Origin of the sequence: Hymenobacter qilianensis, from assembly GCF_014489555.1 — a bacterium.
Lineage (GTDB): Bacteria > Bacteroidota > Bacteroidia > Cytophagales > Hymenobacteraceae > Hymenobacter > Hymenobacter qilianensis.
This window is the reverse complement of the sequence record NZ_CP060784.1, coordinates 2,981,018-3,007,166: the sequence shown is the minus strand read 5'-3', so window position 1 is coordinate 3,007,166 and position 26,149 is coordinate 2,981,018. Positions and strand designations below refer to the sequence as shown.

The 26,149-nt window shown below is 55.4% G+C and carries 21 protein-coding genes and 2 pseudogenes; 15 read left to right on the top strand and 8 right to left on the bottom strand.

Annotated elements, in window-relative coordinates; all coding sequences use genetic code 11:
* Positions 1 to 180: 180 nt before the first annotated feature.
* From rlmD to H9L05_RS13865, 3 genes are all read left to right on the top strand, one after another.
* Positions 181 to 1,530: a 23S rRNA (uracil(1939)-C(5))-methyltransferase RlmD gene (gene rlmD / locus H9L05_RS13875; protein WP_187734275.1), complete on the top strand. Its 1,350-nt coding sequence runs from the start codon at positions 181 to 183 to the stop codon at positions 1,528 to 1,530.
* A 106-nt stretch (positions 1,531 to 1,636) separates the two neighbouring features.
* The gene (locus H9L05_RS13870) at positions 1,637 to 1,954 is read left to right on the top strand and encodes a GIY-YIG nuclease family protein (RefSeq protein WP_308422039.1); all 318 of its coding nucleotides are present in this window, start codon (positions 1,637 to 1,639) and stop codon (positions 1,952 to 1,954) included.
* Positions 1,955 to 1,981: 27 nt separating this feature from the next.
* Positions 1,982 to 2,356, top strand: a complete 375-nt coding sequence (locus tag H9L05_RS13865) for a hypothetical protein (RefSeq protein WP_187308949.1) — start codon at positions 1,982 to 1,984, stop codon at positions 2,354 to 2,356.
* Positions 2,357 to 2,440: 84 nt separating this feature from the next.
* Here the strand turns inward: H9L05_RS13865 and thiL are convergent.
* Positions 2,441 to 3,468 (bottom strand): annotated as a pseudogene (gene thiL, locus H9L05_RS13860) (thiamine-phosphate kinase).
* Between the two features lie 163 nt (positions 3,469 to 3,631).
* Between thiL and H9L05_RS13855 the strand changes: the two are divergent.
* The 6 genes and pseudogenes from H9L05_RS13855 to H9L05_RS13830 all read left to right on the top strand — a co-directional run bounded on the left by H9L05_RS13855 (position 3,632) and on the right by H9L05_RS13830 (position 7,947).
* A complete protein-coding gene (locus H9L05_RS13855) occupies positions 3,632 to 4,222 on the top strand; it encodes a TetR/AcrR family transcriptional regulator (RefSeq protein ID WP_187731469.1) in 591 nt (196 codons plus the stop codon).
* Between the two features lie 33 nt (positions 4,223 to 4,255).
* Complete coding sequence (gene paaA, locus H9L05_RS13850) at positions 4,256 to 5,245, top strand: 1,2-phenylacetyl-CoA epoxidase subunit PaaA (protein WP_187731468.1); 990 nt, start codon at positions 4,256 to 4,258, stop codon at positions 5,243 to 5,245.
* 79 nt (positions 5,246 to 5,324) lie between these two features.
* The gene (locus tag H9L05_RS13845; RefSeq protein WP_187731467.1) at positions 5,325 to 6,005 is read left to right on the top strand and encodes a phenylacetic acid degradation b; all 681 of its coding nucleotides are present in this window, start codon (positions 5,325 to 5,327) and stop codon (positions 6,003 to 6,005) included.
* Positions 6,002 to 6,756, top strand: a pseudogene (gene paaC, locus H9L05_RS26900) (1,2-phenylacetyl-CoA epoxidase subunit PaaC). The gene H9L05_RS13845 and the pseudogene paaC overlap by 4 nt, the downstream one beginning before the upstream one ends.
* A 63-nt stretch (positions 6,757 to 6,819) precedes the next feature.
* Positions 6,820 to 7,299 carry a 1,2-phenylacetyl-CoA epoxidase subunit PaaD gene (paaD, locus tag H9L05_RS13835; RefSeq protein WP_187731466.1) on the top strand — a complete coding sequence of 160 codons (480 nt, stop codon included), beginning with the start codon at positions 6,820 to 6,822 and terminating at the stop codon, positions 7,297 to 7,299.
* 48 nt (positions 7,300 to 7,347) lie between these two features.
* Positions 7,348 to 7,947, top strand: coding sequence for a hypothetical protein (locus H9L05_RS13830; RefSeq protein ID WP_187731465.1), 600 nt, complete (start codon positions 7,348 to 7,350; stop codon positions 7,945 to 7,947).
* Positions 7,948 to 8,073: 126 nt separating this feature from the next.
* On the opposite strand, the gene H9L05_RS13825 is transcribed toward H9L05_RS13830, so the two are convergent.
* Entirely contained in the window at positions 8,074 to 9,819 is a 1,746-nt protein-coding gene (locus H9L05_RS13825; protein WP_187731464.1) for a M3 family oligoendopeptidase, read from the bottom strand.
* Positions 9,820 to 9,939: 120 nt separating this feature from the next.
* Positions 9,940 to 11,046, bottom strand: coding sequence for a ferredoxin--NADP reductase (locus tag H9L05_RS13820; RefSeq protein WP_187731463.1), 1,107 nt, complete (start codon positions 11,044 to 11,046; stop codon positions 9,940 to 9,942).
* Between the two features lie 172 nt (positions 11,047 to 11,218).
* Here H9L05_RS13820 and H9L05_RS13815 point away from each other — a divergent pair, with 172 nt between their 5' ends.
* Positions 11,219 to 11,914 (top strand): peptidoglycan DD-metalloendopeptidase family protein, encoded by a 696-nt coding sequence (locus tag H9L05_RS13815; RefSeq protein WP_187731462.1) that lies wholly within the window; start codon positions 11,219 to 11,221, stop codon positions 11,912 to 11,914.
* 85 nt (positions 11,915 to 11,999) lie between these two features.
* Here the strand turns inward: H9L05_RS13815 and H9L05_RS13810 are convergent, their stop codons facing one another.
* Entirely contained in the window at positions 12,000 to 13,214 is a 1,215-nt protein-coding gene (locus H9L05_RS13810) for an ABC transporter permease (protein ID WP_187731461.1), read from the bottom strand.
* A 48-nt stretch (positions 13,215 to 13,262) separates the two neighbouring features.
* Between H9L05_RS13810 and H9L05_RS13805 the strand changes: the two genes are divergently transcribed.
* The 3 genes from H9L05_RS13805 (at position 13,263) to H9L05_RS13795 (ending at position 16,162) form a co-directional block, all read left to right on the top strand.
* On the top strand, positions 13,263 to 14,516 hold the full coding sequence (locus tag H9L05_RS13805; RefSeq protein WP_223284429.1) for an exo-beta-N-acetylmuramidase NamZ family protein: 1,254 nt from the start codon (positions 13,263 to 13,265) through the stop codon (positions 14,514 to 14,516).
* Positions 14,517 to 14,603: 87 nt separating this feature from the next.
* A complete protein-coding gene (gene fmt / locus H9L05_RS13800; protein ID WP_187731460.1) occupies positions 14,604 to 15,560 on the top strand; it encodes a methionyl-tRNA formyltransferase in 957 nt (318 codons plus the stop codon).
* Positions 15,561 to 15,595: 35 nt separating this feature from the next.
* Positions 15,596 to 16,162: a dihydrofolate reductase gene (locus H9L05_RS13795; RefSeq protein ID WP_317174963.1), complete on the top strand. Its 567-nt coding sequence runs from the start codon at positions 15,596 to 15,598 to the stop codon at positions 16,160 to 16,162.
* 71 nt (positions 16,163 to 16,233) lie between these two features.
* Here H9L05_RS13795 and H9L05_RS13790 read toward each other — a convergent pair whose 3' ends face one another.
* The 4 genes from H9L05_RS13790 to H9L05_RS13775 all read right to left on the bottom strand — a co-directional run bounded on the left by H9L05_RS13790 (position 16,234) and on the right by H9L05_RS13775 (position 22,528).
* On the bottom strand, positions 16,234 to 18,417 hold the full coding sequence (locus H9L05_RS13790) for an interleukin-like EMT inducer domain-containing protein (RefSeq protein WP_187731459.1): 2,184 nt from the start codon (positions 18,415 to 18,417) through the stop codon (positions 16,234 to 16,236).
* Complete coding sequence (gene porU2 / locus H9L05_RS13785; RefSeq protein WP_455429302.1) at positions 18,335 to 20,908, bottom strand: putative type IX secretion system sortase PorU2; 2,574 nt, start codon at positions 20,906 to 20,908, stop codon at positions 18,335 to 18,337. The genes H9L05_RS13790 and porU2 overlap by 83 nt, the downstream gene beginning before the upstream one ends.
* On the bottom strand, positions 20,890 to 21,315 hold the full coding sequence (locus H9L05_RS13780; protein ID WP_187731457.1) for a hypothetical protein: 426 nt from the start codon (positions 21,313 to 21,315) through the stop codon (positions 20,890 to 20,892). Before H9L05_RS13780 ends, porU2 begins: the two co-directional genes overlap by 19 nt.
* 109 nt (positions 21,316 to 21,424) lie before the next feature.
* A complete protein-coding gene (locus H9L05_RS13775) occupies positions 21,425 to 22,528 on the bottom strand; it encodes a putative type IX sorting system protein PorV2 (protein ID WP_187731456.1) in 1,104 nt (367 codons plus the stop codon).
* A 483-nt stretch (positions 22,529 to 23,011) separates the two neighbouring features.
* On the opposite strand from H9L05_RS13775, the gene H9L05_RS13770 reads away from it, so the two are divergent.
* Both H9L05_RS13770 and H9L05_RS13765 read left to right on the top strand, forming a co-directional pair.
* Entirely contained in the window at positions 23,012 to 23,371 is a 360-nt protein-coding gene (locus H9L05_RS13770; protein WP_133274623.1) for a PadR family transcriptional regulator, read from the top strand.
* Between the two features lie 48 nt (positions 23,372 to 23,419).
* The gene (locus H9L05_RS13765; protein WP_187731455.1) at positions 23,420 to 26,065 is read left to right on the top strand and encodes a PspC domain-containing protein; all 2,646 of its coding nucleotides are present in this window, start codon (positions 23,420 to 23,422) and stop codon (positions 26,063 to 26,065) included.
* Positions 26,066 to 26,149 lie beyond the last annotated feature (84 nt).

Here is a 26,149-nt window from a genome sequence, read left to right as displayed (position 1 = left end):
GCCCACCGGAAGCAAAACTACGGTTTTTGCAGCGCCGCGGGGGCTTTTTCGAAAGCCTTACGCTTGGCTAATACGCCTCATCTTCTGGCGAGGCCGCTACTTTGCCCTACCTTTGCACTCGTGACTACGACAGCAAAAAAACTCAAGACGGAAGGACTCCGCGAAATAGAAATCACCACTATGGTAGCCGAGGGCAAATGCCTCGTGCGCCATGATAATCTGGTCATCTTCGTGACTGGCGTAGCGCCCGGCGACGTGGTGGATCTGCGCATTACCAAAGCCAAGAAAAGCTTCCTAGAAGCCGTGCCCACGCGTTTCCACAAGTATTCCGACCTGCGGGTGGAGCCTTTCTGCCAGCACTTTGGCACCTGTGGGGGCTGCAAGTGGCAGCATTTGGGCTACGATACTCAACTTCAGTACAAGCAACAGCAGGTAGAGGACACCTTGCAGCGCATTGGCAAGGTAGAAATGCCCCCCGTGGCGCCTATTCAGCACTCGCCGGCCCGCACATACTACCGCAACAAGCTCGAATACACCTTCAGCCACAACGGCTGGCTTACCAACGAGCAGATTCAGTCGGGCGCGGAGATTGAGCGCCGGGTGCTGGGCTTTCACACTCCGGCCCGCTTCGACAAGATCATCGATGTGCAGCACTGCTGGTTACAGCCCGAGCCCTCGAATGAAATCCGGTTGGCCGTGCGCAACTACGCCCACGAGCACGATTTGCCCTTCAATAACCTAGTGACGCAGGAAGGCTTCCTGCGCAACCTCATCATCCGCACGGCCAATACCGGCGACCTGATGGTGATTTTGCAGTGCTATTACCACCACGATGCCCTAATACCCCTGCTGGATTATCTGCACGCGAAGTTTCCCCAAATCACTTCGCTCAACTACGTGCTCAACAACAAGGGTAACGAGACTTTCCACGACCTGGATGTGGTGTGCTACAAAGGTGAGCCCCACATTCACGAGGAAATGGAAGGGCTGCGCTTCCGCGTGGGGCCGAAGTCTTTCTACCAGACCAACTCTGAGGGGGCATACAATCTCTACAAAATAGCCCGCGACTTTGCCCAGCTAACTGGCAACGAGCTGGTGTACGACCTATACACCGGCGCCGGCACCATCGCCAACTTTGTGGCCCGTCAGGCTAGCAAGGTACTTGGGGTTGAGTATGTGGAGCAGGCCGTGCAGGATGCCTACGTGAACTCAGAAATCAACAATATCACGAATACGGCCTTCTTTGCTGGCGACATGAAGGACGTGCTCACCGCCGACTTCACCGCCCAGCACGGTCGCCCCGACGTCATTATCACCGACCCGCCCCGTGCCGGCATGCACCCCGATGTAGTGCAGCGTCTGCTCGAAATACGCGCCCCCCGCATCGTGTACGTCAGCTGCAACCCTGCCACCCAAGCGCGGGATTTGGAGCTACTAGACCCTGCGTACCGCGTGACGCGTGTGCAGCCCGTGGATATGTTTCCGCACACGCATCATGTAGAGAATGTGGTAGCGCTGGAGCTGCGATGAGTTTTCATTAAATAACCGCCTGTCATCCTGAGCTTGCGAAGGACCTTATCACGCCTGAACAAGTCGCTGCAAAACCATTTACACCCAATTAGCGATGCCGTATTACGTGTACATCACGACCAACCCGGCCAAAACGGTTTTGTACATCGGCATCACGAATAGTCTTCTTCAGCGAATGGCGCAGCATTACAGTAATCGTGGCACGAACCAAACTTTTGCTGGACGCTATTTCTGCTACAATCTGTTGTATTTTGAAGAATACTCTGATAGCAAGGCAGCTATTGAGCGCGAAAAGGAGTTGAAGGGCTGGAGGCGAGCGAAAAAAGAGGCGCTAATTGCTTCGGATAATTCTGACTGGCTTTTTTTGCAGCCGCAGAAAACGCAAGACTGCATCGGCGATAAGGTCCTTCCTTCGTCAGGATGACAATGTTAACAACGACTGCTACGTATTATGGATTACTCTAACGACCCCGAACTGAACGGCAAATACCTCGGTACCATCACCAAGGACTTCGCCACGGTATCGGATACGCTGAAAGAAGCTTCTTATCAAATTCGGAAGCGGGAGATTTCGAAGTATCCCATTTTCGTGTTTGCCCGGCAGGAGGTGCCGTTGGGGGGCCTTTTGGTGAATGCCGACGAGCTGAATCTGGAGTGGCACGTCTTCGCCTCGTATCTGGATGTATTCGTGCAGCAACGCGTTATCAGCCCTGAAGGCATTGAGGCTTTTGAACAGACGTATAAAGACCCGGAGGAGTATTGCTGCTTATTCGTGCTGGATGAGGAGTTTACGAATTTCGTGTACGTGCCTTATCCTGAGGATTAGGTTTCAGATGAGTTCTACCAATAAAAAAGCCCCCCAGACTAGCCTGGGGGGCTTTTTTATTGGTACTTCACACGATACTATGATCTAGAAATGTTGGAACCCTTGCGCAGTAATTGGGACGGGCTGGCCGGCTTTGGTGATGAGGTTTACGCCATCGCTTTTCTCCGTGATGTGGCCGAGGATGGTGATATCGGGGTGGTTTTTGATTTTGGCGTGATCGGCCAGGGGCAGCGTGAAGAGAAGTTCGTAGTCCTCGCCGCCGTTGAGCATACACATGATGGGGTCGAGGTTGAACTCGTTGGCGACTTCCAGCATGGGGTTGGCGGCGGGCAGATTCTCGGAGAAAATGCGAGCACCAGTGCCGGAGGCCGTGCAGATGTGCAGGATTTCGGAGGCTAGGCCATCGGAAATATCGATCATGCTGGTGGGTGTGAGGCCCAGGTCGCGCAGCTCGTGGATGATGTCCAGGCGGGCTTCGGGGCGGAGTTGGCGCTGGAGTACGTAGGTGTAGTTGGCTAGCTCGGGCTGCATTTCGGGGTCGGCGAGGAAGGCGGCTTTTTCGCGTTCGAGCACTTGCAGGCCCAAAAAAGCCCCCCGAGGTCGCCGGTTACGCAGATGAGGTCGTTGGGCTGGGCGCCGCTGCGACGCACGGCGCGGCCGGTTTCTATTTGGCCCATGGCCGTGATGCTGATGGTGAGGCCGCCGCGGCTGGCGGTGGTGTCGCCGCCTACTAGATCTACGTTATACGCCTCGCAGGCTAAGCGCATGCCTTCGTATAGCTCCTCAATGGCCTCCACGGAGTAACGGCTGCCGATGGCGAGGCCCACCACGATTTGCGTGGGCAGAGCATTCATGGCGGCAATATCCGACACGTTGACGGCAACGGCTTTGTAGCCCACGTGCTTCAGGGGGCAAAATGTAAGGTCGAAGTGGACGCCTTCCACCAGCAGGTCGGTGCTCACCACGATGTCGTGTTGGGCAGCGGGTGTCAGGATAGCGGCGTCGTCGCCGATGCCGAGCGTGGTGCTAGGCTGGCGCAGGGTGATGGTTTCTTGGATGCGGCGGATAAGGCCGAACTCACCGACTTTATCGAGAGGTGTAATGTCGCTCATAGGTGCAAAGGTACGTGAGGTTTTGGGCTGGCGTTGGCAGCATTTTGCTCAAGAGAGCTACCGTTGAGCAGGATCGCGGTTATGCGGTGATTTGCAGCACTATACTAAACGCAACTTCTGCTTGCTAACGAACGTTAGGAACCTTAGCTTTGTTTACTAGAATATGGAAGCCACTGCCCCTACCCTTTCGCGGAAAGCCCAAATCGACCAGACGGCTACGGCCCTGTTTCGGACGCGGGGCTTTGCAGCCACTAGTATGCGTGAGCTAGCGGAGGCCTTAGGCTTGGAGGCAGGTAGCTTGTATTCACATATCAAGTCCAAGCAGGAGTTACTGCACCGTATCTGCTTCCGCTTGGCCGACGACTTTTTTGCTGGCTTTGCCGCCGCTACCCACGATGCGGCCGAGCCGGCTGCTGTGCAATTGCGTCGGGCCATTGAAAGCCATGTGCGAGTCCTGACGCAGGATGTAGCTGCCTCCGCGGTGTTTTTGCACGAGTGGCGCCACCTGAGCGAACCCGCCCGCACCGAGTTTTTGGCTTTACGCGAGCGATATGAAGCCGGCTTTCGGCTTTTAATTCAGCGGGGCATTGAGCAAAACGACCTGCGCACGCCTGATGTCGCTTTTGCAACGCTCACTCTACTGGCCAGCCTGAATTGGCTGCCTTCTTGGTACAAACCTGACGGCAAATTGCCCCCCAGTGAAATTGCGCATCGCTTGGCCGACCAGTTGTTGCTTGGTCTGGCTAACTCCTAAATCTTAGCATTCCACCCTCATAATCCCACCCTTATGTACGGCTCCGCAAGCACCCACGATATTCCGGTCAGCGCCACTACCGGCCTCGAAAACGAAGATCCAATCCTGTTGGCTGAGTTTGAGGCGCGCATTGCCCGCGGCGAAAAAATCGAGCCCCGCGACTGGATGCCGGCCTTGTACCGCAAGCAGCTCATCCGTATGATTGAGCAGCATGCGCACTCCGAAATCATCGGCTCCTTGCCCGAAGGCACCTGGATTACGCGGGCTCCGGGCTTCCGTCGCAAGATGGCGCAGATGGCCAAAGTGCAGGACGAAGTCGGCCACGCGCAACTGCTATATTCGGCGGCTGAGACATTGGGCAAAACCCGCGAGCAGATGCTTTCTGACCTGATTAATGGCAAGAGCAAGTATTCCAACGTCTTCAACTACCCCGCCTTCACCTGGGCCGATTCCAACGTTATTTCCTGGCTGATTGATGCTGGTGCTATCGTTAACCAGATGGCGAATGCCAAAGGCAGTTACGGCCCCTATTGCCGGGCTCTGGAGCGGATTTGCGCCGAAGAGAGCTTCCATCTAAAGTATGGCCACGATGCCGTAGTACACTTGGCTACCGGTACCCTTACCCAGCGCCGCATGATTCAGGAAGCGCTGAACCGTTGGTGGCCGCCGATTATGACCTTCTTCGGTCCTTCGGATAAGATGAGTGTGCACACTGAGATTCTGATGCGCTGGAAGGTAAAAATGGCCTCCAACGACCATTGCCGCCAGCAATTCCTCGATATGTACGTACCTAAAATTTGGGAACTAGGACTTACGGTGCCCGATGCTAAACTGCGCAAAAACGAAGATGGCGTGTGGGAATTCACCGAGCCTGACTGGGAAGACTTTAAGCGCGTAATCAACGGCGACGGTCCCTGCAACGCGGAACGCTTAGCCGTGCGTCGTGCTGCCGAGGAAAATGGCGCTTGGGTACGCCGGGCTTTACTTTCGCCCAAAGCGAAATACGTGAAACCGTTGGCATAAGCAAGTTGAAATAAACAAGAACGTCATGCTTCGCTACCACTCTGCATGACGTTCTATCTGTTTGACATACGATTTTCCAATGTCCCTTTCCTCTCTTGATCCCCGCATTGCCCGTTTAGGGCTGCCCGATTCGCCTCCGCCTCCACCGGATAAGCCCGCTTTAGATCAGTTCGAGACCTACGAAGTATTCCACCAGAAAAAGGAAGGCACTGCCTACGCTTATGTAGGGCCAGTGCATGCGCCTTCTCTGGATGTGGCCTTTCTGTTTGGTAAAGAGCAATATAGTCGTCGTTTTGCCTGCACCGGTTTGTGGGTGACTCCAACCAGCGCGGTGCAGGTAACTGCTTACGGCGACGACACGGGCTCAGTGTACGATACGCTGCCTGGGGGGCAAAATGAGCCTACTGAAGCACCGCTTTCCGAATCTGCGGAGGAACAAGTGGCTTACGCGGCTGGGGAGGAAGATTACGACATTTTCCACCTGAAGAAGCGCGGCAAAGCGCACGTTCATGTTGGGAAGGTGCGGGCCAGCTCGCACACGATGGCCTTGCAGCAGGCAAAAGCAGTGTTTGGCGACCAGCGGCCAGTAGTGAATGTATGGGTGATTCGGTCGGCCGACATCTTGCGCTCGGACGAAGATGACCGCGACATCTGGTCGACTACTCCCGAGAAAAAATATCGCGATGCCCTGGCTTATAAAGTGCAGGACAAAATTGAGCGCTTCAAAGCCGAGAACCCCGAAAACGCCCCCCAAGCATGAACACCGACGCGCTAAAAGACCTGCTCTACCGCCTGGCCGACGACCAGCTTATCCTGGGTCACCGCAATTCCGAGTGGAACGGTCTGGGGCCTATTTTGGAAGAAGACATTGCCTTCTCTTCCATGGCCCAAGACAAGCTGGGCCACAGCCTTCAACTCTACACGCTGCTCCACCAGCTCGGCGAAGCGGAACCCGACACGGTAGCTTTCACCCGAAATGCCCCCAGTTTCACTGCGCGCAGCTGGTAGAGCTTCCCATCGGTGAATACGACTTCAGTTTGATTCGCCACTTCCTGTATGACCACGCCGAGATTCTGCGCTTTGAAGCGCTCAGCCACAGTAGCTATGAGCCGCTGGCGCAAGTGGCGCGCAAGCTGAAGGGCGAGTTGAAATATCATACGCTGCACGCCAACACCTGGATAAAGCAACTCGGCAGCTCGACGGAAGAAGCTATTGAGCGGCTGCAAAACTCACTGAATTACACCTTGCCTTTCGCACTGGGTTTGTTTGAGAAGACAGCAGCCGAAGACCAGATAATCTCGGAAGGCATCTTCGTAGGCGAGGACGAAATAAAGGCACGCTGGCAGGAGAATATCACCAAGATTCTCAGCCAGACAGCTTTAGATATACCTGACCTGGCTGCATTGACACCGGTATTTGGTGGTAGAATAGGCGAGCATACGGAGTATTTGCAGCCGTTGCTCGATGAAATGGCGGAGGTGTTTCGGGTTGATCCGACAGCGGAATGGTAATTGGATGCAGCTTGTTATATAGCCGCTCATCGGAAACCTGCACTACCTATTCCTAACCTAATCATGGACAAAGCCACTATTCTTACTTGGCTCGAAGCGGTAAAAGACCCTGAGATTCCGGTGCTTTCGCTGGTGGATTTGGGGGTAATTCGCGACGTGCTGATAGACGAAAGCGGCCGCGTGACGGTGAAGATGACGCCTACGTTTTCGGGCTGCCCGGCCATGGACTACATGCAGCGCGATGTGGTGCAGACTTTGCAGGCGCACGGCATAGCCGATGTTCAAACAGAAATGAGCTTTGAGGAACCTTGGGACACGAATATGGTTTCGGAGAAAGGTCGGGAGGCGCTTAAGAACTTTGGGCTGGCTCCTCCGCCCGCGTACCAGGGAATTCTGGATCTGGACATCTTGGAATACGCTCAATGCCCTTTCTGCAACAGCCACAATACGGAGCTGCGAACGCCTTTTGGAGCCACTTTGTGCCGCTCCATGCACTACTGCAACGACTGCCGACAGCTATTTGAACAATTTAAACCCGTTTAACAACCTAACAGCATATGCTATTCGCCGATTTCCGGCGTTATTTCCGTTATGAAAAAAATATTTCCATTGGCCTTCATTCTTTTTATGGCCGCCTTCTCTTCCTGCAAAACTGACCGCGCTAACAAAGTAGCTATTGTCGATCCGGTATCGCCGGCGGCGGCGAAAGCTCAGCTTGATGTATTCCGCGATACACTGGACGTCCGCTGGACTCGTATGATAGCCAGTGACGACGCCAAAATGAGCGCTACTACACAGGTTTTAAGCGAATTGCGCAAGCAACCTGATACCAATGCAACGCAGATACAGCAGCTTGCCCGCGCCAACGAGCGACTCAAAACGTTGCGCTACTCCCAACAAAGCATGGCTGCCTCTGAGCGTATCGATGCCTATGACGCAGCCCAGGATTCGGTACTGCGGGCGATTTACGAGGTAGCTCTTCCTGCCAGCGGCCCTGCCAACGAAACCGTCCAGACGCTCACTGAAAGCATTCAGTCAGCTGATAGTGAAGTAGTTGGTCACCGTGTCCGCTATGATCAGGCAGCGAAGCAGTTCAACAACTACCTCAAGCTACACGAGTCTGAGATTTCCAAGATAGGTGGCGAATACAGCCAGTTGCAGCCCCTACCCTTATTTGAGTTGCAACAATAATTGTAACCTCTAAACCTAAAAAAGCCCCCAGAAATATTCTGGGAGGCTTTTTTAGGTTTTATTTCTACTAGGAGGCGGTCATGCTTCGTGGCCTCAGCATGACCGCCTCTTACTTGTTTATACTTCTTACAACCGGGCCATTTCCTCGCGCACGAAGTCGGCTAAGGAGCGCAAATACTCAGTGCTAAAATCGAAGCGAATACCGGCGGCAGCATAAATCTCGCCGATGGGGGCAGTATAACCCAAAGCCAAAGCGCGCTTGTAAGCCTCTAAGCCCTGTTGCGGATTCTGGCGGAAGTTGCGCCACACGGCAATAGCACCAAGCTGAGCCATGGCGTACTCAATGTAGTAGAACGGCACTTCGTAGAGGTGCAACTGCTTTTGCCACAAGTACGGCTTGTATTGCTCCAAGCCCTTCCAGCTCACTGTGCGCTGGTTGAACTCGTCGAACACCTGCACCCAGCGCTCGTGGCGCTGCTCCGTGGTGTGCTCCGGGTTTTCGTAAATCCAATGCTGAAACTTGTCGATGGTGGCTACCCAGGGGAAGGTTTCGAGCACACTTTCCAGGTGCGTCTTCTTGGCCCTGCGTAGCTCATCGGCATCCGGGAAAAACTCGTCCCAATGGTCCATGCTCATCAGTTCCATGCTCATGGAGGCCAGCTCAGCTACCTCACTCGGCGGGTGCTTATCGGCTGATAGCGGCAAGGTGCGGGTCAGGAAAGAATGCACGGCGTGGCCGCCTTCATGCAGCATCGTTACCACGTCGCGCAGGGAAGAGGTGGCATTCATGAAGATGAACGGCACGCCGGTTTCATCCAGCGGATAGTTGTAGCCGCCGGGCGCTTTACCCTTCCTCGACTCAAGATCGAGGTGCCCCATTTGCCGCATTGTGCGCAGACAGTCACCTAGATAAGGGTCAAGGTGTTGAAAAACGGTGATGGTTTTTTCGAGCAATTCCGCACCCGTCTCGAAGGGCCGCAAGGGCGCTTTGCCGCTCACATCCACATCCAAGTCCCAGGGCCGAAGCTCCGGCAGATTCAGATCCTGACGGCGCTCCAAGTCGAGGTCGTCGATGAGGGGCACTACCGTTTCGCGGATAGCGCGGTGGAAGTTGAAGCAATCCTGCGGCGTGTAGTCGAAGCGGCCCAGCGCGGCAAACATGTAGTCGCGGAAGTCCTTGAACCCCGCATTCAGCGCCATCTGGTGGCGCAGCCGCACCAACTGCGTAAACAGCTTATCGAGCGACTCTTTATCCTGTAAGCGCCGCTCCTGAATAGCTATATACGCCTGCTCGCGCACGGCCCGGTCGGGGTTTTTCAGAAAGTCGGCGGCCCGCGGCAGCGTCATTTCCTCCCCATTAATGCTAACCGTCATCGCGCCCACGGTGGCCGCGTATTGCTGCTGCTTGGTGCTGATATCGGTTTTGAGCGGAATATTCTCGGCCCGGTAAATCTCCAGCGCCTGCCGCACCGACCGAATGAAAACGCGGTAGCGCTGCGGGTCCAGCTCGCCCACGTACTCTGATTGAATGAGCTTTTCGTTCAGGGCGTGGTCGTAGGGCGCTACATTGGGCTCTATCTCGCTCACGAAATACTGGAAGGCTTCGGCGCGCTCTTCGTCCTGGGTGTCGCAGGTCATGCGGATGTAGCGCCAGGCCAGGTTTTCGCTTAACGCGCTTTCCAGCTCACTCCGATCGAGCAGCCACTCTTCCAGTTCCTGGGGGGCATTTATCTGCCGGTCGCGCAGCTCAATGAAGTAGGACTCCAGAGCAGACCAATCCGTTACAATAAAATCTTCGGGCAAATAGCGGCGGGCGGGACGCTGGGTATCAGTGGCCGAGGCGAGCTGTATTTCGGGGGCGGCGTGTAGCATAGGAAGTACAAGATAAGCCAGCGATTTAATGTTGTCGAAAGTTGAGGCAAATTCCAATCGACTTACTACAAATCTACCTCAACAGGAGATATTTTCGCGAAATCCCGTTTCGCTAGTTCCTTACGCTATCTCAATAACAACGTCGGCTGTCAGCGGATGACCCACGCAGGTAAGGACGTAGCCTTGTTTCATCTCAGAATCGGATAAGCCTTCACGCTCGTCCAGGTGTACTTTGCCCGACAGGCACTTGCCGCGGCAAGCCGTGCACAAGCCCGCCTGGCAGGAATAAGGCAGGTCGATATCCTGATCGAGGGCGGCTTCGAGAATCGTTTGGTTGGGTTCAACCACCAGTTTGTATTCGCTGCCTTCGTAATTGATGGTTACCGTGCGGGTCACGATTTTGCCGTCATCGTCGGCCGATGATACGTCGCCGTGCCCATTGGGCTGAGCAACAGCAGCTTCAATAGTGTCGGCGGCCGCAACAAAGCTTTCCCGATGGATACGGGCAGCAGGAACGCCTAGCAGCTCCAGCGCGGAACGAGCTTCCTGCATCAGGCCATCGGGGCCGCAGAGGTAATATTCGGCTTGCTCGGCCGGGAACTGGTGGCGCTGCTCCAGAATGCGCAACAGCATCGTGCGGTTCAGACGGCCTTTATGCTGCGCAGCTTCCGGATTGGCAGGCTGGCTATACACATGCTCGACCTGCAAACGCCCCCCCGACTCCTGCTCCAGCGTAGCTAGCTGCTGCCGGAATATTACTGATTCCTCATTCCGGTTGCCATACACGAGCAGAATATGACTCTGAGGCTCCTCGCGCAGCACCGATTTCAGAATACTCATCAAAGGCGTAATACCGCTACCGGCACCAACCAGAACCAACGAGCGAGCCGATTTGGGACTGGGCTTTACGGTAAAGTTGCCGAGCGGCGCCATGGCCTCTATCTGCTGGCCTACGCGCACTGTATCAAGCAGATAGTTGCTTACCAAACCTCCGGGCACCCGCTTCACCGTGACGGACAAGCGCGGGGCTTCGTGCGGCGTGCTACTCAGGGAGTAAGCGCGGCGCTCTTTTTTGCCCCCCGGACCGCAGGGCAGAATCAGGGTTAGAAACTGGCCGGGCTGGCAGGCAATGGGCTGGCGGGTGGGTAGCTCAAGGTGAATCGTAACGGCGTCGGGCGTTTCGTGGGTGAGCTCGACAACGTGGAGGGTGAGGTAAGGACTGCTCATTCTGGATGGAAGACTGGGGCTTAGGAACTTGGAAACCTAGGGGGCAAAAGTACGGGATTAATGCTGCTCAGACCTTAGCTTGCGCCCGACTTTATGTGGTAAAGCCAGCGCGTGTATACGCTTTCTTCATTTTCAAATACCTCATAAACGGTCATTTTCTCCCGAAATTAATATGACTGAACTTTCTCAACTCTTACAACGGCATCAGGCGCAATTCGGTCCGGTGCTGCCCATCGACCTGAACAGCCCGGAGGTATGCCGGCTCGATTTTACCGACCGCAATCCGAGGGTAGTATCGGCTGATTTGCGCGATACCGCTGCTTTCGAGGTGTTAGTAGCTGAGCTGCTGGAGGCTCAGGAGGGACTGATTGGGGTGGGTGGCTATTTGGAGAATCGTATTATCTACCGCCGCAGCCCCGGTTTGTTTGGCGACCCGACTGTGCATCCGCGTTCTTTGCACTTGGGCGTCGATGTGTGGGTGCGGGCCGGCACGCCCGTTTGGTCGCCCTTGCCCGCTACTGTGCACAGCCTGGCCGATAATGAGAATTTCGGCGACTACGGGCCAACCGTTATTTTGGAGCACGAGCTGGAAGGCACCACTTTTTATACCCTCTACGGCCACTTAGGCCGCCGCGAAGTTGCTTTGCTACGGCCGGGAATGCTGGTCGAGCCCGGCGTCACCTTTGCCGAAGTAGGCCCGCACCCCGAGAATGGCGACTGGCCGCCTCACCTCCATTTTCAGGTAATAGCTGACATGCAGGGCCGACAGGGTGATTTTCCGGGCGTGGCGCCTTTGGAGGAGCGCGAGAAGTGGGCCGCGTTGTGTCCCAATCCTAACCTGATTCTGCAAAGCCGGCACCTTGACTAATACAGAAATTGTGGCTAGGTATTTCATCAATAAAAAAGCCCCCAGCGCATTGCTAGGGGGCTTTTTTATTGATGAAATACCTAGTTTAGTCGAATTTGATAGCGGCTACGGGCATGATGCGCGAAATCAGGTACGTTGGGATGAGCACGGCCAAGAGTGAAGTGAGGAAGGTAGCCACGTTCAGGACGATGATGATGGTGAGGTCCCAGTGAATCGGCACGCGGTCCATGTAGTAGTTCTCGGGGTCGAGCGGAATGAGGTGGGTGTAGTACTGCACGGCACAGAAACCCAGACCAATCAGGTTGCCGATGAGCATGCCGCGCAACGTCAGGCTCAGGCCCCGAAAGAAAAACATGCTCCGAATCTGGTTGTCGGTAGCGCCAATGGCTTTGAGTACACCAATCATGTTGGTGCGCTCCAGAATCATGATAAATATGGTGGCCACCATGTTAAAAGTAGCCACGAAGATGATGAGGATCAGGAAAATAACAACGTTCTTATTCAGCAGCTTCAGCCAATCAAACAGCTGCGCATACTGATCAGTTATCTTATCCAACTTTAGGTCGTAGGGCAGCGTTTCGTACAGGTTATCCGACACGGGGTCGAGGCGCTGAAAGTCGCGCAGCGTTACCTCTAGCCCACCCACCAAGGTATCAGGCCAAGCGTTTAGCTCCCGGATTTGCCGAATATCGCCGATAATGTACACCTCGTCAAACTCGTCGAGGCCAGTCTGGTAGATACCGCGCACCTGGAATTTGCGCACGCGGGGTGGGTTCTGAATAAAATAAAACAGCGCCTCGTCGCCTACCTTCAAGCGCAGCTTATCAGCCACTTTACGGGAGAGCAGTACGTCGTTGCTGGCGCTGGAATCGGGAAAGGTCAGAAACTCACCGGCCACCAGATTTTGGCGCATAGGCGAGCGGCTCGTCTTCTCATCAATTCCTTTGAGCACGATGCCCAGCACCTCTTCCTTGGTTTTGATAATAGCCGTTTTGCGGGCAAAAGGCTGAATAACATCTACCTGCGGCGAGCGGCGCAGCGTCTGAATAAGACGCGGCCCGCTAATGGGCTCGGCGTTCAGGGAGTTGTTGGTGTCGTACTTGCTGATTTGCAGGTGCGCGCCAAAGGAAAAAATCTTGCTTTGGATCTCGTTTCGGAAGCCCTCCAAGATGGAAAATGACACAATCATCACAGCCAGCCCGAGGGCAATGCTGATAATGGCTATTTTTGTCACCGACGAAGTAAACGACCCAGAGTCGGCTCCGTCAATCTTACTGGAGATGTAGCGCGATATATTCACTGCCGTAAAGCTACTCTAACCCGTCCAGTTTTCTAGCCCCATTTCCGCATGTATTCAACCTTCCTTCCCGGCCTATTAAGTTTGAGCGTATTGATGGCCAACTGCTCCGCAGCCCAAACTACGCCAACTTTGCCCCCCAGCGCAACCACCGAAGCCAGTACGACAGTCGCGCCGGTAGCAGTGCAGTCGGCGCCGCAGCAAATCGTGGAGGAGCCGCGCATGGGCGCTGAGTTGGGCAACCGCTACTTGCCGCTGCTGAAGGGCAAACGCGTGGGGCTGGTCGTAAATCAAACCTCCCTGGTGGGCCGCTCCCATCTGGTAGATACGCTGCTTCGGCAAGGCATTCAGGTCAAAACCATTTTTGCCCCCGAGCACGGATTTCGGGGCGAAGAGGCCGATGGAGCGACAATTAAGGATGGGCGCGATGCCCGCAGCGGCCTGCCCGTGCGCTCCCTTTACGGCGCCACCCGTAAGCCCACCCCCGAAATGCTGAAGGATCTGGACGTATTGGTATTTGACATTCAGGACGTTGGCGCCCGGTTCTATACATTTAGCAGCACGCTGCACTACGTGATGGAAGCCGCTGCCGAGCAGGGCAAGACGGTAATCGTGCTGGACCGCCCCAACCCCAACGGCCACTACGTAGATGGCCCGGTGCTGGAGCCGCAGTTCAAAACGTTCGTCGGTCTGAACCCGGTTCCCGTGGTTCACGGCCTGACTATGGGCGAGCTGGCTCAGATGATAAATGGGGAAGGCTGGCTGGCGGGGGGCAAAAAATGCTCCCTGACGGTGATTCCGGTGGAAGGCTACACGCATGCCACGCGCTATAAGCTGCCCGTTCGCCCCTCGCCCAACCTGCCCACCGCGCACTCAGTCGATCTATACGCGACGCTGTGCTTGTTTGAGGGCACCGATGTGAGCGTGGGCCGGGGCACAGCTATGCCTTTCGAAGTGATTGGCGCGCCTACTCAGCCTTCTACCCGCCCGTTCAGCTTCACGCCTACTCCCAATCCTGCCTCCACCGCGCCTCCCCAAAAAGGTAAGCTTTGCTACGGCCTCGACCTGCGCCAAACCAACGGCGACATCGGTTTTACGCTGAAATACCTGCTCGACTTCTACCAGCAAAGCACCGACAAAGCGAACTTCTTTAATAAAGGATTTGAGCGCCTGGTTGGTACCGCAGCCCTGCGCCAGCAAATTATAGCGGGTAAGTCGGAAGCCGAAATCCGTAAGACCTGGGAGCCGGCGCTGGGTCAATACAAGGCCATGCGCAAGAAGTATTTGCTGTATCCTGAGGCATAATTTCCCGCAGTGTTACGCAGTGTGTTGACACCTGAACACTGCGCAACACTGCATTTTTTCACTGCGTAACACTGCGAGAAATCAATTATGCTTCAACCCCTGCGCATCGTCTTCATGGGTACGCCCGAATTTGCCGTACCCACGCTGGAAGCCTTGCTTTCCTGGCCCGGTTGTGTGGTGGTAGCTGTCATAACGGCTCCCGACAAGCCAGCAGGGCGCGGACGCCAGCTAGCCGAATCGGCAGTGAAGCAAGCCGCGCAGGCGCACAACGTGCCCGTATTGCAACCCACGAATCTGAAAGATCTGGAGTTTCAGGCTGCACTGAAGCAGTTAGAAGCTGACTTGCAGGTTGTCGTGGCGTTTCGGATGTTGCCGCAAGCGGTGTGGAGTATGCCTCCTATGGGCTCTATTAATATACATGCCTCCTTGCTGCCGCAGTATCGGGGAGCGGCGCCAATCAATTGGGCCCTGATTCATGGAGAAACGCAAACCGGCGTAACGTCTTTTTTCCTGCGCCACGAAATTGACACCGGCGACCTGATTTTTCAGGATGTCGTGCCGATTACGGACGAGGATGATTTTGGCTCCTTGTATGAGAAGCTGAAAACGGCCGGAGCGGCCCTAGCTCTGCGCACAGTGCAAGCTATTGCGGACGGCACCGCGCCCAGCTTACCTCAAATGGAAAGCGGGGAGCTACGCCCTGCGCCCAAGATTCAGAAGGAAACCGGCCGCCTCGATTTCAAGCAAAATGCCCCCCAGCTGGTGAATCTGGTGCGTGGCCTCTCCCCCATCCCTACAGCCTTCACTACCCTGCCCGACGGCCGCATCCTGAAGGTATTTCGCGCCCAGGCCCTCGACGATGAGGACTCTACCGGCCCGACCACCACGTATCCAGGCACCTGGTTTTCCGACGGTCGCACCTATTTGCGCGTACAAACGACCAATGGCCTGCTGGATCTATTGGATGTGCAGCTAGAAGGTAAAAAGCGGATGCCGATTCAGGAGTTTCTGCGTGGTTTTAATCAGTCGGCATTGCAGAAATAGCCGTTTGCCCTTCGACCAGTAAATAAGCTGCTAGTATGATCCGGCTGAGCTTGCTGCAGCACGACATTACTCAGCAGAGTGAGGAGAAATTACTTCTCGTTAATCAAAAGAATTATATGATTGCTTTAGTAGTTGCAGTAGCTCAGAATGGTGTTATTGGTCGTGATAATCAGCTTATCTGGCACTTACCGAAGGATTTAAAACACTTCAAAGCCCTGACTTTGGGCCACCCAATTATCATGGGACGGCGCACGTTTGAGGCAATCGGAAAGCCGTTGCCGGGGCGTCAGAATATTGTGGTTACGCGCCAGCCCGATTGGAAAGCCGACGGCACAGAAACAACTTATTCCGTGCCCGAAGCAATAGAACTGGCACAAACCCACGATGAAAATATCTTCGTTATTGGCGGCGGCGAAATATACCGTCAGTCACTATCAGCAGCCGACACGATTTACCTGACCGAAGTCCACCACGACTTTGAGGGCGACGTTACCTTCCCCGACCTCAACCACACCGAATGGCGCGAGGAAACCCGTGAACGCTATGAGCCCGACGAGAAGCACGCCTATCCATTCAGCTTTGTAACCTTGCGCCGGCGTTAATTGCGAATGCATATTACTAAAAAAGCCCCCCAGATAAGTTCTGGAGGGCTTTTTTATTTGAATATTCGAGGCTAACGCAGTAGCACCAGCTTGCCCCAATCCTTCTTAAAGGCTTGGTCGCCGGCGGTGCGGCGGCGCTCAAACTGGCCGGGGTTGTCCATCACCACGCGGTAGAGGTAGGTACCGTTCGCCAGCTGGTCGCCAAATTCGTCGGTGCCGTCCCAGGCATAGTCGGTGATGTTGTTGCCGATATGCAGAGGGCCGAGTTCAGCCATCATTATTTCACGTACCACTTTGCCCGTCAGCGTCATCACCTGAATTTTTAGGTCGCGGGGCAACTCGGCGCCTGTAAGCATGAAGATAAACTTGGCTTTGCTGGTGATAGGATTAGGATACGGATAAAAGTTGGTGATGGTAGACTCATTAATCACCTCGAAGCGAATAGAGTAGCGCTGCGTACTGGCCGCCAGATTAGTAGCGTCGCGGCCTTGTACTTCCAGCTTATAAATGCCATTTGGTAGAGGCGTTTGCTTGCCAGGCTGATACTCTACGCGAGCGATGCCCTTCTCCACGTCGGTCGTGAAGAGTACGTCGGAGCCCGTCATCGGCACCTTGATTGGGATAGATTCGCCGGGTTTGGTCAGGAACAAATCAAAGTTGCTGGGGTCGCGGACGGCGCGAAGTTTATCCTCATCATTGAGTTGTACCATGATAACGGGCATCGGCGACACGATGTCTCCATCCAGAATATGCTGCCCATCGAAGGCCACATCGAGCACAGGTGGCGTATTGCGGTCTTCTATGGTGAAAGGCGGCAGTATCAACTCATTATTAAAGTAGAACTGCTCCGGCAGCAGGCGCGGATTCACGTTTACCTGCCCCGTAATGGCCCCCAACAAACCGCGTACATCGAGGCGGATGTTGAAGGTAGCCGTCGAGTCAGCTTTAAGTGGGCGGAGAGATTGAATCTTGGCCGTACGCACATTATTGCTGGCATCGCGCACCGTGATTTCGGCAACAAGCGGCTGGCCGAAATCTAAGGACGACACATTTTGGAAGTAGACAGGGAAGGTCAATTCGCCGCGGGTCATGGCCTGTTGGGCCAACGTCGCAGCATCGTACACTTTCGCGTCCTTTGCTTCCGCTAAGTCGCGGCGAACAATTCCTTCCGGTAAGCCCTCATAGGTTACTAGCCATTGCTTCAGTTGCGGTGCCGTCCTATTGAGCGTGTCGCGCATCTGTAAAACCAGTTGCAGGTATGGGTAATCCTGCGCCGATACCCCAGCCAAGGCCAGCTGACGGTTCTTCACATCAGGGTTCAACTGTCGCTGATTACCGTCTTTGTCGATGCCAATCAGACGAAGCGTGTAGCTGTCGGACGGCTCCGTGCGCACGGTATGGAAGAGCGTGCCCCACTGCTTGGCCGGCCCGATCAGGGTAGAAGTTATCGTGCCGCGGGCGGCGCGGGTGCGCAGGAAAGCGTCCAGTGTTATGATCTGCTCAGCGCGAGCCACGGTGCTAGCCGCGTCAAACGTGCGCTCCTGAGCCGGCCGGGCTCCGGGACCCTTTTGTCCCAAGAACACGAACGGGTCACCATCCTGCAGCTGATCAATCAGCTGAGAGCCAAGGGCCTTCAAAGCAGCTTTTAACTCGGGTGAGAAGGCAGAGAAGTTTACCTTATTCATCGAGACCAGCGCCACATACTGACCGGGTTTCAGGTTGGTCAGCAAAGCCAGCAGCTGGGCTTGGCGGGCAGGCGTATTCAGGTTATCAGCCGTGCCTTCGCGGGCAAAGTGATAGTACATATTAGGGTTCAGGCCGCAGGAATCGTATGCGCCCGGCACGTTGCGAACGGCCTTCAGGGTCAGGCCATCAAACACTGCCGCCAGCATATTGGGCGTGGAGGGCGCACAGTTAATGACGTACGGGCTGGTTCCCTCGGGAGCAATACCATAGGAAGTGAGGAAAGTAGGGCCAGTGCCGGTGCTTCCGCCGCGGGTAGAAAGCTTCACGCCAATACTTTGGTCGCTAAAGTCCCACTTGCCCGAAGGTGCCGCGACGTCCACGGTCGTGCGCCCGTCGCGGCGAAACTGCCCATGGTGGCTCTGCGACCAGCCGCCGGGGCTACCGTTTATGAGGCGGAAAGAGCTGACGGCCCACTCCTGGTTTTCGCTAGGACCACTGGTTTGAAACCGCAACCGCCAGTACCATACTACACTGTCGCGGCCGGCCGCGGGGGCAAAGTTGGCTTCCATTCTGGGGCAACTGCAGCCTGCACGGTGGTGCGGCGCACCAATGGGCTGTTAAACGTCGGCACCGTATCCAACTCCATTTCATAGAAGCGCAGCTGGCCTTTGGGTCATTGTTTTGCCCGATTAAGCGTACGGCCGGGCTGGATACAATCGCAAACTCGGGAGGGCTGAGGGCCGTAACGCCGCCTTGCAGGAAATTGAACTTAATAGCCGCTTGATTATTCGTCTCGCTTAGCTCAGTTACCTTATTATCAGGATCCAACACCACCACAAACTCGTTTTCCCCGAACACATTACCCGTGTTTGGAAGCTCAAAAACATAGGTCGTATCGCGGCGGGGCTGCGGAACCTCGAAGCGCAGCACCTCGGCGGGCCGGGCAGCACTAGCCGGATAGCGGCGCGTTACGGAAATACCCAGGCTTGTGCCGCCAGAGCAGAGGCTACCGGCATTGCTGACACCCACCCGCAGCTGAAACCGGGACGACGAAGCCTGAACGGTGGTTTCGGGTGCCTGGGGGGCAATTTGCAAGCGCGAATCAGCCGTGGCAAAGTCCGGCTTGTCGGGGGCATAAAGCTTCAGCGCGGGGTCGCCTTGCCACGTCGTGTTCATCAGCAGCGAAACACCATTCGGGTTATTGCCAAACACTGCCTGCAAGCGCCGGTTCGCTTCTGCCTGAATTACGGCAATGGGCTTCCCATACCAATTCGGGTCATTGAAGAGCAGCTGGTACATCCGGTCGCAGAAAGCATCCAGCTGACCATCGTAGCCAAAGTCGGAATCAGCCAGAAATCCGATAGCGCCCTTGTCAGCCGCCAGCGTCCAGTCTTCACCAATAGAGGTAAAAGAACCATAAGCGAAGCCCCCGGCACAGCCATTAACGATAAAGACCGGGTACTTGCCCCGGTTGTTATAGTTGTTGCTGGGGTCGTTGATATCGCCCAGGTTCAGGTCGAAGACTAGCGGAGAGCCGTGGCCGAAGTAGGTTATCAGGCTTAAGCCAGCGTTCAGCTCCGGCGCAATATTGATGGTGATCGGAAAGCGCTGATAATCGCCCGGCGTGTCGCGGGTGTAGGTTTTTACTACGGTACCTCCAAAGCAAGGCTTCTCGGCCCGCTCTTTATAGCCGTTTACATAACTTTGAAACTGAGCGAATTCACTTTCATTGGCACCGCCTGCCATGTGCAGCAGATTCTTGCGCCAGGGTTCTGGCCCGAGGCCTTCATGCTCCCGCAGCTTGTTGAGGTAATTAACGACCTGCTGGGGCGTTTGGGCCGATACGCGCCCCGTGGGAATGCGAGCTACGTATTGGTTACGCTGCCACTCAGCCGTAAAAAATATATCAGATGGCGAGCGGGTACTGGTTGGCACCAAATCCAGTACCGGAGCATCTTTTTCCGGCACTTGCCGATGATAAAAAGAACCGGCAGCAGTGCGTACACCTTCTGCTGTGGCCAGCCCTTTACCCAAAAGCAGCAAATACTTCTCGCGGTTGCTTGTCAGCATCCACTGCGCAAACTGTCGAATAGCGAGGGGAGATTTCTCACCGTAGTGAAACTGGTCGTAGAGCTGCTGACTTGTTACCACGAGGGTATCGTGGCGGCCGCCGGCCGCGGAGGCACGGTAACTAGCGTAGGCCCGCACAGGGTTTGCCACATTCCCGACGGGGCGCATTAAAGAACCGTGACTAACTACCAGAAAACTGTAAGCGGCAGGCGTAATCGTGCGAAACCGAATAAGGCGGGCCGGCAGCGGCACCCTGGGACGGGCGGCATCGACCAGCAACAGATTGCGTGTGCGGCCTGCCGCCGCCGGAAACACGTAGCTGCGCTGGGCACCGCCTGTGCTATTGCCTTCAATTCGTTGAACTGCCGCGGCATCCGTAACATCGTAGCCGCGCAGGGTAGCGGGCACATTTTCGAGCACGTAGGTAGCGGGCCCCTGCAAAGTAGAATCATTGCTAAAGGCGGTACTGCGCCGTTCGCTGAATACGCGATTATCGCGGGGAGCGACCACCGTTATATAAGCCAGCCGCGACCGGTCGCGGGGGAAGCGGCTATCATTGGGGCCAGTGTTTTCGAACCGCAGTTTTACTTTTCCATCAGAGCCAATATCTGAGCGCAGCAGCGGAAACTGCGCCTTCACTCTATCAAAGCTGTCGTAATTAGCTACCGTACCTAATAGTCGCACCGTGCCGCCAGGCTGCACCACCGATACCTGCGTGATGTGTATGGATGGACTAGTCCCGACCAGCCCAACAACTACGTGCGGCGTACCACTGCTGGCTACATTCTGCAGCGAATCCACCTCAAAATCAGCTGGATTAACTGCGTTACGACCAAACTGGCCCGACAAAAAGCCTTCTCCCGCACTAGCCCACGGCATATAGGCAAGCACACCTTCTGTTATATCAGAGTATTCGCTAGAAAATATACGCTGCCGCTGCTGTAAGTGATAGGGCTGGCCACCAGAGGCAGCTACTGTTGGCTCCGCCATGCGCCGGCCGGTAGCTGTGGGGCCACCGTCAGAAAATAAGCAGCCGTATCTGTGAAGAGGCTGTACAGCGGCTGCGGCTGATCAACGGCCTTCTTATACATGCCGCGGTCCAGACGCCCATCATTGCGCTGGCCGTAAAACTCGATGAAGGTGCTGGGGTCGAGGCTGGTTTGGTTGCCGCCCACATACATGGCTACTTCCTGGCCCCGCCGCCAGAGTTGGAGGCGGCGCGGATCGGTGCCGTTGCTGAGGCCAGCGCGGGTCAGGTATTGGTTGTCGAGGCGGTGAATACCATCCTGCGTTACCCGGATTTTATAGTAAGACTGGCCCGGCACTATCCACTCGTTGCCGTAAGGTCCTGACTGTGCGACGGCTTGGAAGCTGCTTAGTAGCAATATCAGCCCCAAAAAGCCCCCAGCAGGTAGCGTAACTTGTAATGTTGTTTCATGCTAATTGTATGGCTGAATAATCGGATGGCGGAATGGCTAACCCAAAGCCACGTACTCATTCACTTTCTTATTTAAATCCGTAGCCCAGCGAAACGATAATGGAGTTGGTTTGGGAGCGCTGCCCCAGCTTCTCCACCGCCAGCCGCGACAATGCCAGATCCAAGCGGAGGCCACTGGTGGCTATGCCCACGCCAAGGCTGGGCTGGGCTTTCCATTCCTCTTTGCCGCTGAAGGCCTGTATCTTCTGAAAATTGCTAACCCCGCCGCGCAGAAACACGACGTTGTTGTAGCCGATTTCCAAACCAGCGTGCGGATCAATACTGATTAAGCCTGTAGAAATAGGCGTGTTGCGCTGCCCATCGGTGGTCATCTCCAGATCGGTGGCGACGAGGGCGGTAAACTGGCCCGGCAATTTGATTGAGCGTCCCACACCTAGGATGAGGCGCGGCAGGGTTACTTCCGAGCTGTTGCTGGGGATTTCGTCGATGGTAGTAGCGGATCCTTTGAACTCATCGGCATCAATAGACCAGACATTGAAGGTGGTGGTAATATCGCGGGCCATCAGGCCGAGGCGCCAGCCTTGATGCTCGTATTGTAAGCCTGCATCAACGCCAAACCCATAGGCGTTGGCGAATTTGCCGACGTTGCGGTAGATAATCTTAGCGTTGACGCCCAGTTTCAAGCCTTCGATAGCGCCAATGCGCCGCGCATACGACAGCAACAAGGCGTAATCGGCCACGGAGAAATAGCGGATTCGATCATACTGAATGTAGCCGTACTCATTCACGAGGTCGCGGGTGTCGGCAATATCATCGACGCCCAGCCGAATTAGGCTGGCCCCGATGGCGCTGTTCTCATCGAGCGGCATAGCGAAGGCCGCGTAGTCATTCTTCACGATGCCCGAAAACAGCTCGGAGTGCATGAGCACACCGTCGTATTTAGTTTTCAGATCGAGCAGACCGGCTGGGTTCCAGTAGCCAGCGGTGGCATCCTGCACAATGCTGACCTGGGTATTGCCCATGCCGAGGGCCCGACCGCCTACCCCAATATTGAGGAACTCATTGCTGTACTTGGGAGTGGCATCGTTCGACTGTGCCCACGCGGCGGGCGCCGCGCCCAAGCTCAGCCCCAAGCCAATCAGCAAAGGGACTACTTTGGAGAAGTGCAGCATAGAATAAAGTAGGGGAAAACGAATAATTGCAGCAGCAGCGCAAGTTACTTATTTCTAGTGCGTCTGCTGGTTTAATCGAGCTAATAGTGTCTGCGACGTCCGCATAAATCGGGCCGGGCGATGGCTGGGGGGCTTTTTTGAGCGCGATAAATGCGCACAAGGCCAATTTCCAATCCTCCGCTTCCAAGCATAAGCTACTGCATGAGGGCAAGCGCTACCATTTGAATTCATCTGGTATCCTGATTTTTATTAGTCAGCGAAAGCCCTTTATTTTTTATTTCAGTTGCTGCGAAGAAATAATTGATATCCAAAAAAGCCCCCAAGATGCCAGGCGGGGCTTTTTGCTTTCATTTTACTCGCCTTTTCTCTCTATAAAAATTGTCCTTAGAGTACTTCACAAAAATTATTTTGACAAGTACCTTGCGTTACATAGTACCTTCTGTTATCTTTGACTCATTCTTCACCGATATCTGCCTCAAGCCCATGAAAGTAGAGAACACCCAAGTGCAGATGCGGAAGGGCATCCTGGAATTCTGCATTCTGGAAATTATCGCCCGCGGCGAGGTCTACGCCTCCGATATGCTGGAAGAGCTAACTTCCGCTCGCATGATCGTAGTGGAAGGCACGCTGTATCCGCTCCTGACCCGACTAAAAAATGCGGGTTTACTTGATTATACTTGGAAGGAGTCCACGTCAGGACCACCGCGCAAGTATTATACCCTAACCTCCGTTGGTCTGGAGTTTTTGCACCAGCTGCGCTTGACTTGGGAAGAGGTCGCCGACTCTATCCGCATCATTCGCCAAAAGCCGCATGTGAACGGCACTGCTCCGGCGCAGCAGTAGCGCCGCTTCCACCTTTCTTTCGAAGTTTTCCTGACTTGCAGCACTGAGATGAAAAAGAACATCAGTATCAACCTCCAGGGCATCATCTTTCACATCGAGGAAGATGGCTACGACGTACTCAGCCGCTACCTAGCGGAGGTAAAAGCCCACTTCAGCGGCTACCGCGGACACGAGGAAATCGTGGCCGACATTGAAAGCCGCATTGCCGAGCTATTCGTGGCTCGTCTCTCCCCTACCAAGCAAATTATTTCGCTGGAGGATGTAGAGGCCATGACCGCCAAAATGGGCCGGGTGCGCGATTTCCAAGCCGCCGACGATGCCGAGGACGACGAAGAGCTGTTAGCCTCCGCCGTAAATAGCGGTACGGCTGCTGGCACTTACGCTCGCCCCGAGTACGCTTATAATACCACTGGCGCTGGTGCTGGGGCGGCTTCCGCTACCGCCGCCGCTGATGATGCCGAACCCCGTCGTCTTTTCCGCGATGTGGCCAACAAAAAGATAGCTGGTGTATGCGCCGGCTTGGCCCACTACTTCGGCATCAATGCCGTCTGGATCCGGCTGATAGCACTGGCCTCCCTGTTCTCGGTAGTTATCGGCGACTTTGTGGGTGCGCTGCCTGCCTTCACCATTCTGGCCTATGTTATTCTGTGGGCCGTGCTGCCCAAGCGCAACGACCTGCCCGATCCCGTGGGAATCGGCGAGACAGCCGGCGAACGGAAGCTCTTCCGCGACACGGATACCGGTAAAATCGGTGGCGTATCGTCCGGTCTGGCCGCTTACTTCAAAGCCGACGTCACGCTCATCCGCATCCTGTTTGTGCTGAGTTTGTTTACCGGCTTTGGCCTGTTGCTCTACCTGTTGTTGTGGATTGTGATACCCGAAGCCCGCACCGTATCTGAAAAGATGCGGATGCGCGGCGACGCGGTAACGCTCTCCGGCATCGACAATAGCCTGCGCAACAACGCTTTTGAAGCTGGCGGCACAACAGGGAGCGGCCGCCAGGTAGGAACATTTTTGGAAGAGCTAGCCCGCAACCTCCGTCCGCTGGTTAACTTCCTCGGCTCCCTGATTCGTGTGTTTGCCGGGATTCTGCTCGTGATAATCGGCTTTTCTATGCTGCTGGGCCTCACAATAGCCTTGGGTATCGGCCTAGGCATGGTTCCAGCTACGAACAGCTTCATGACAGGTGACATTCCAGCTCACGTCTTCCTCAACGGCGTTCCAGTATGGGCAATGTTTGCCTTCTATCTGACCGCTGCCATTCCTGCTCTTGCGTTGCTGCTAGGCGGCCTGGGTTTATTGCTCCGCCGCTCCATTCTTACTCGCACTGTTGGTCTGACGCTGCTCGGCCTGTGGTTGCTGGGTGTAGTGGGTACTTCCATTGGTGCCACCCGCATCAGCCATGATTTCCAGGAAGAAGCCGACGTAACTCAAAATCAGGCCTTTCCAACCCTGCGCGCTTCCAATATCTATCTGGATATCCGAGGAACCGACAATGGCCACGACCAGTGGGTGAACGCGCAGATAGCCGCCGTAGACAGCAATCAGGTTGTTTCAGTTGACAAAACATTCCGGGCTGAAGGCGCTACCGAGGAAGAAGCCCGCCAGACGGCCCTTAGCAGTGTAGCGTATAACGTACGCCAGGTGAACGACACCACCCTGCGCTTCGATGACCACTTTACTTTTCGCCCAACCGCCCGCTTCCGCGATCAGGAAGTGAACGTGACACTCAAATTGCCGCGCAACCGGACCATTCGGTTGAGCCAAGGCGCTGCGCACTGGCTCGGCAGCGACAACTTCGTCGACAATGACATGCCCGAGAACGTGGAGCAACACCTCTACCGCCTAAAAGGCAACGAACTCGAGTGCGTGGACTGCACAGAAGAAGATCTGCACGGAACTACGGACGAGGACGAGAACACAGACGAGGAAGGTGAAATCAACATCGACATTGATGAAGACGAAGAAACCGGCGACACAAACGTGTCGCTGGACTACGGCGGCGCGCCTAGCTTCTCCACCAACGCCGATGACTATGGCTCGGGCCGTGAGACGTATAACCAGGACGGATTTCGCGAAGTAACCGTGGCTGGTTCCTACCGGACAGTTATTCGGCCGGGCGACACCTTTCGGGTGACGGCTGCTGGTCCAGAGCGGGAATTGCGTGATCTGAAAGTAGACCGCGAAGGCAATAAGCTGTTAGTACGCAACCGCAACCGTTCGCTTTTTGGTGGCAACTGGGGCCGTGATACAAACCGCGAAAAGGTGCTGATTACCATTGAGATGCCTGCCTTGGACAAGCTAGTTCTAGCAGGAGCCGTTCGAGCCGACGTATCGGGCTTCACGAATCAATCGACCCTAGAAGTGGACCAGGCCGGCGCCAGCCATTTACGGCTGAATGGCGACTATCGCACCCTGAATCTGGATTTGGCCGGTGCCTGCCGCACTACGCTGCAAGGCCGCGCCGAGACGCTGGAAGTGGATGGTGCCGGAGCCTGCGAGCTTGCGGCAGCCGGCTTCACTGCCCGCTCGGCCGATGTTGATCTGGCTGGCATGAGTAAGGCCCGCCTGCGGATCGAGGAGTCGCTTCGTGCTGATGCCGTAGGTGCCAGCGTGATTGAGTACAGCGGCAACCCTGCCAGCGTGAAAGTGAGCGACGTAGGTGCCTCGCGCATCACCCGCATTAACGAGTAAAAAAGCCCCCCAGCACCTAACCGGGGGCTTTTTTACCAAGCATGTAGGCGAGCCGCTAATTCTGCGCAACAAAAACGTGACAAC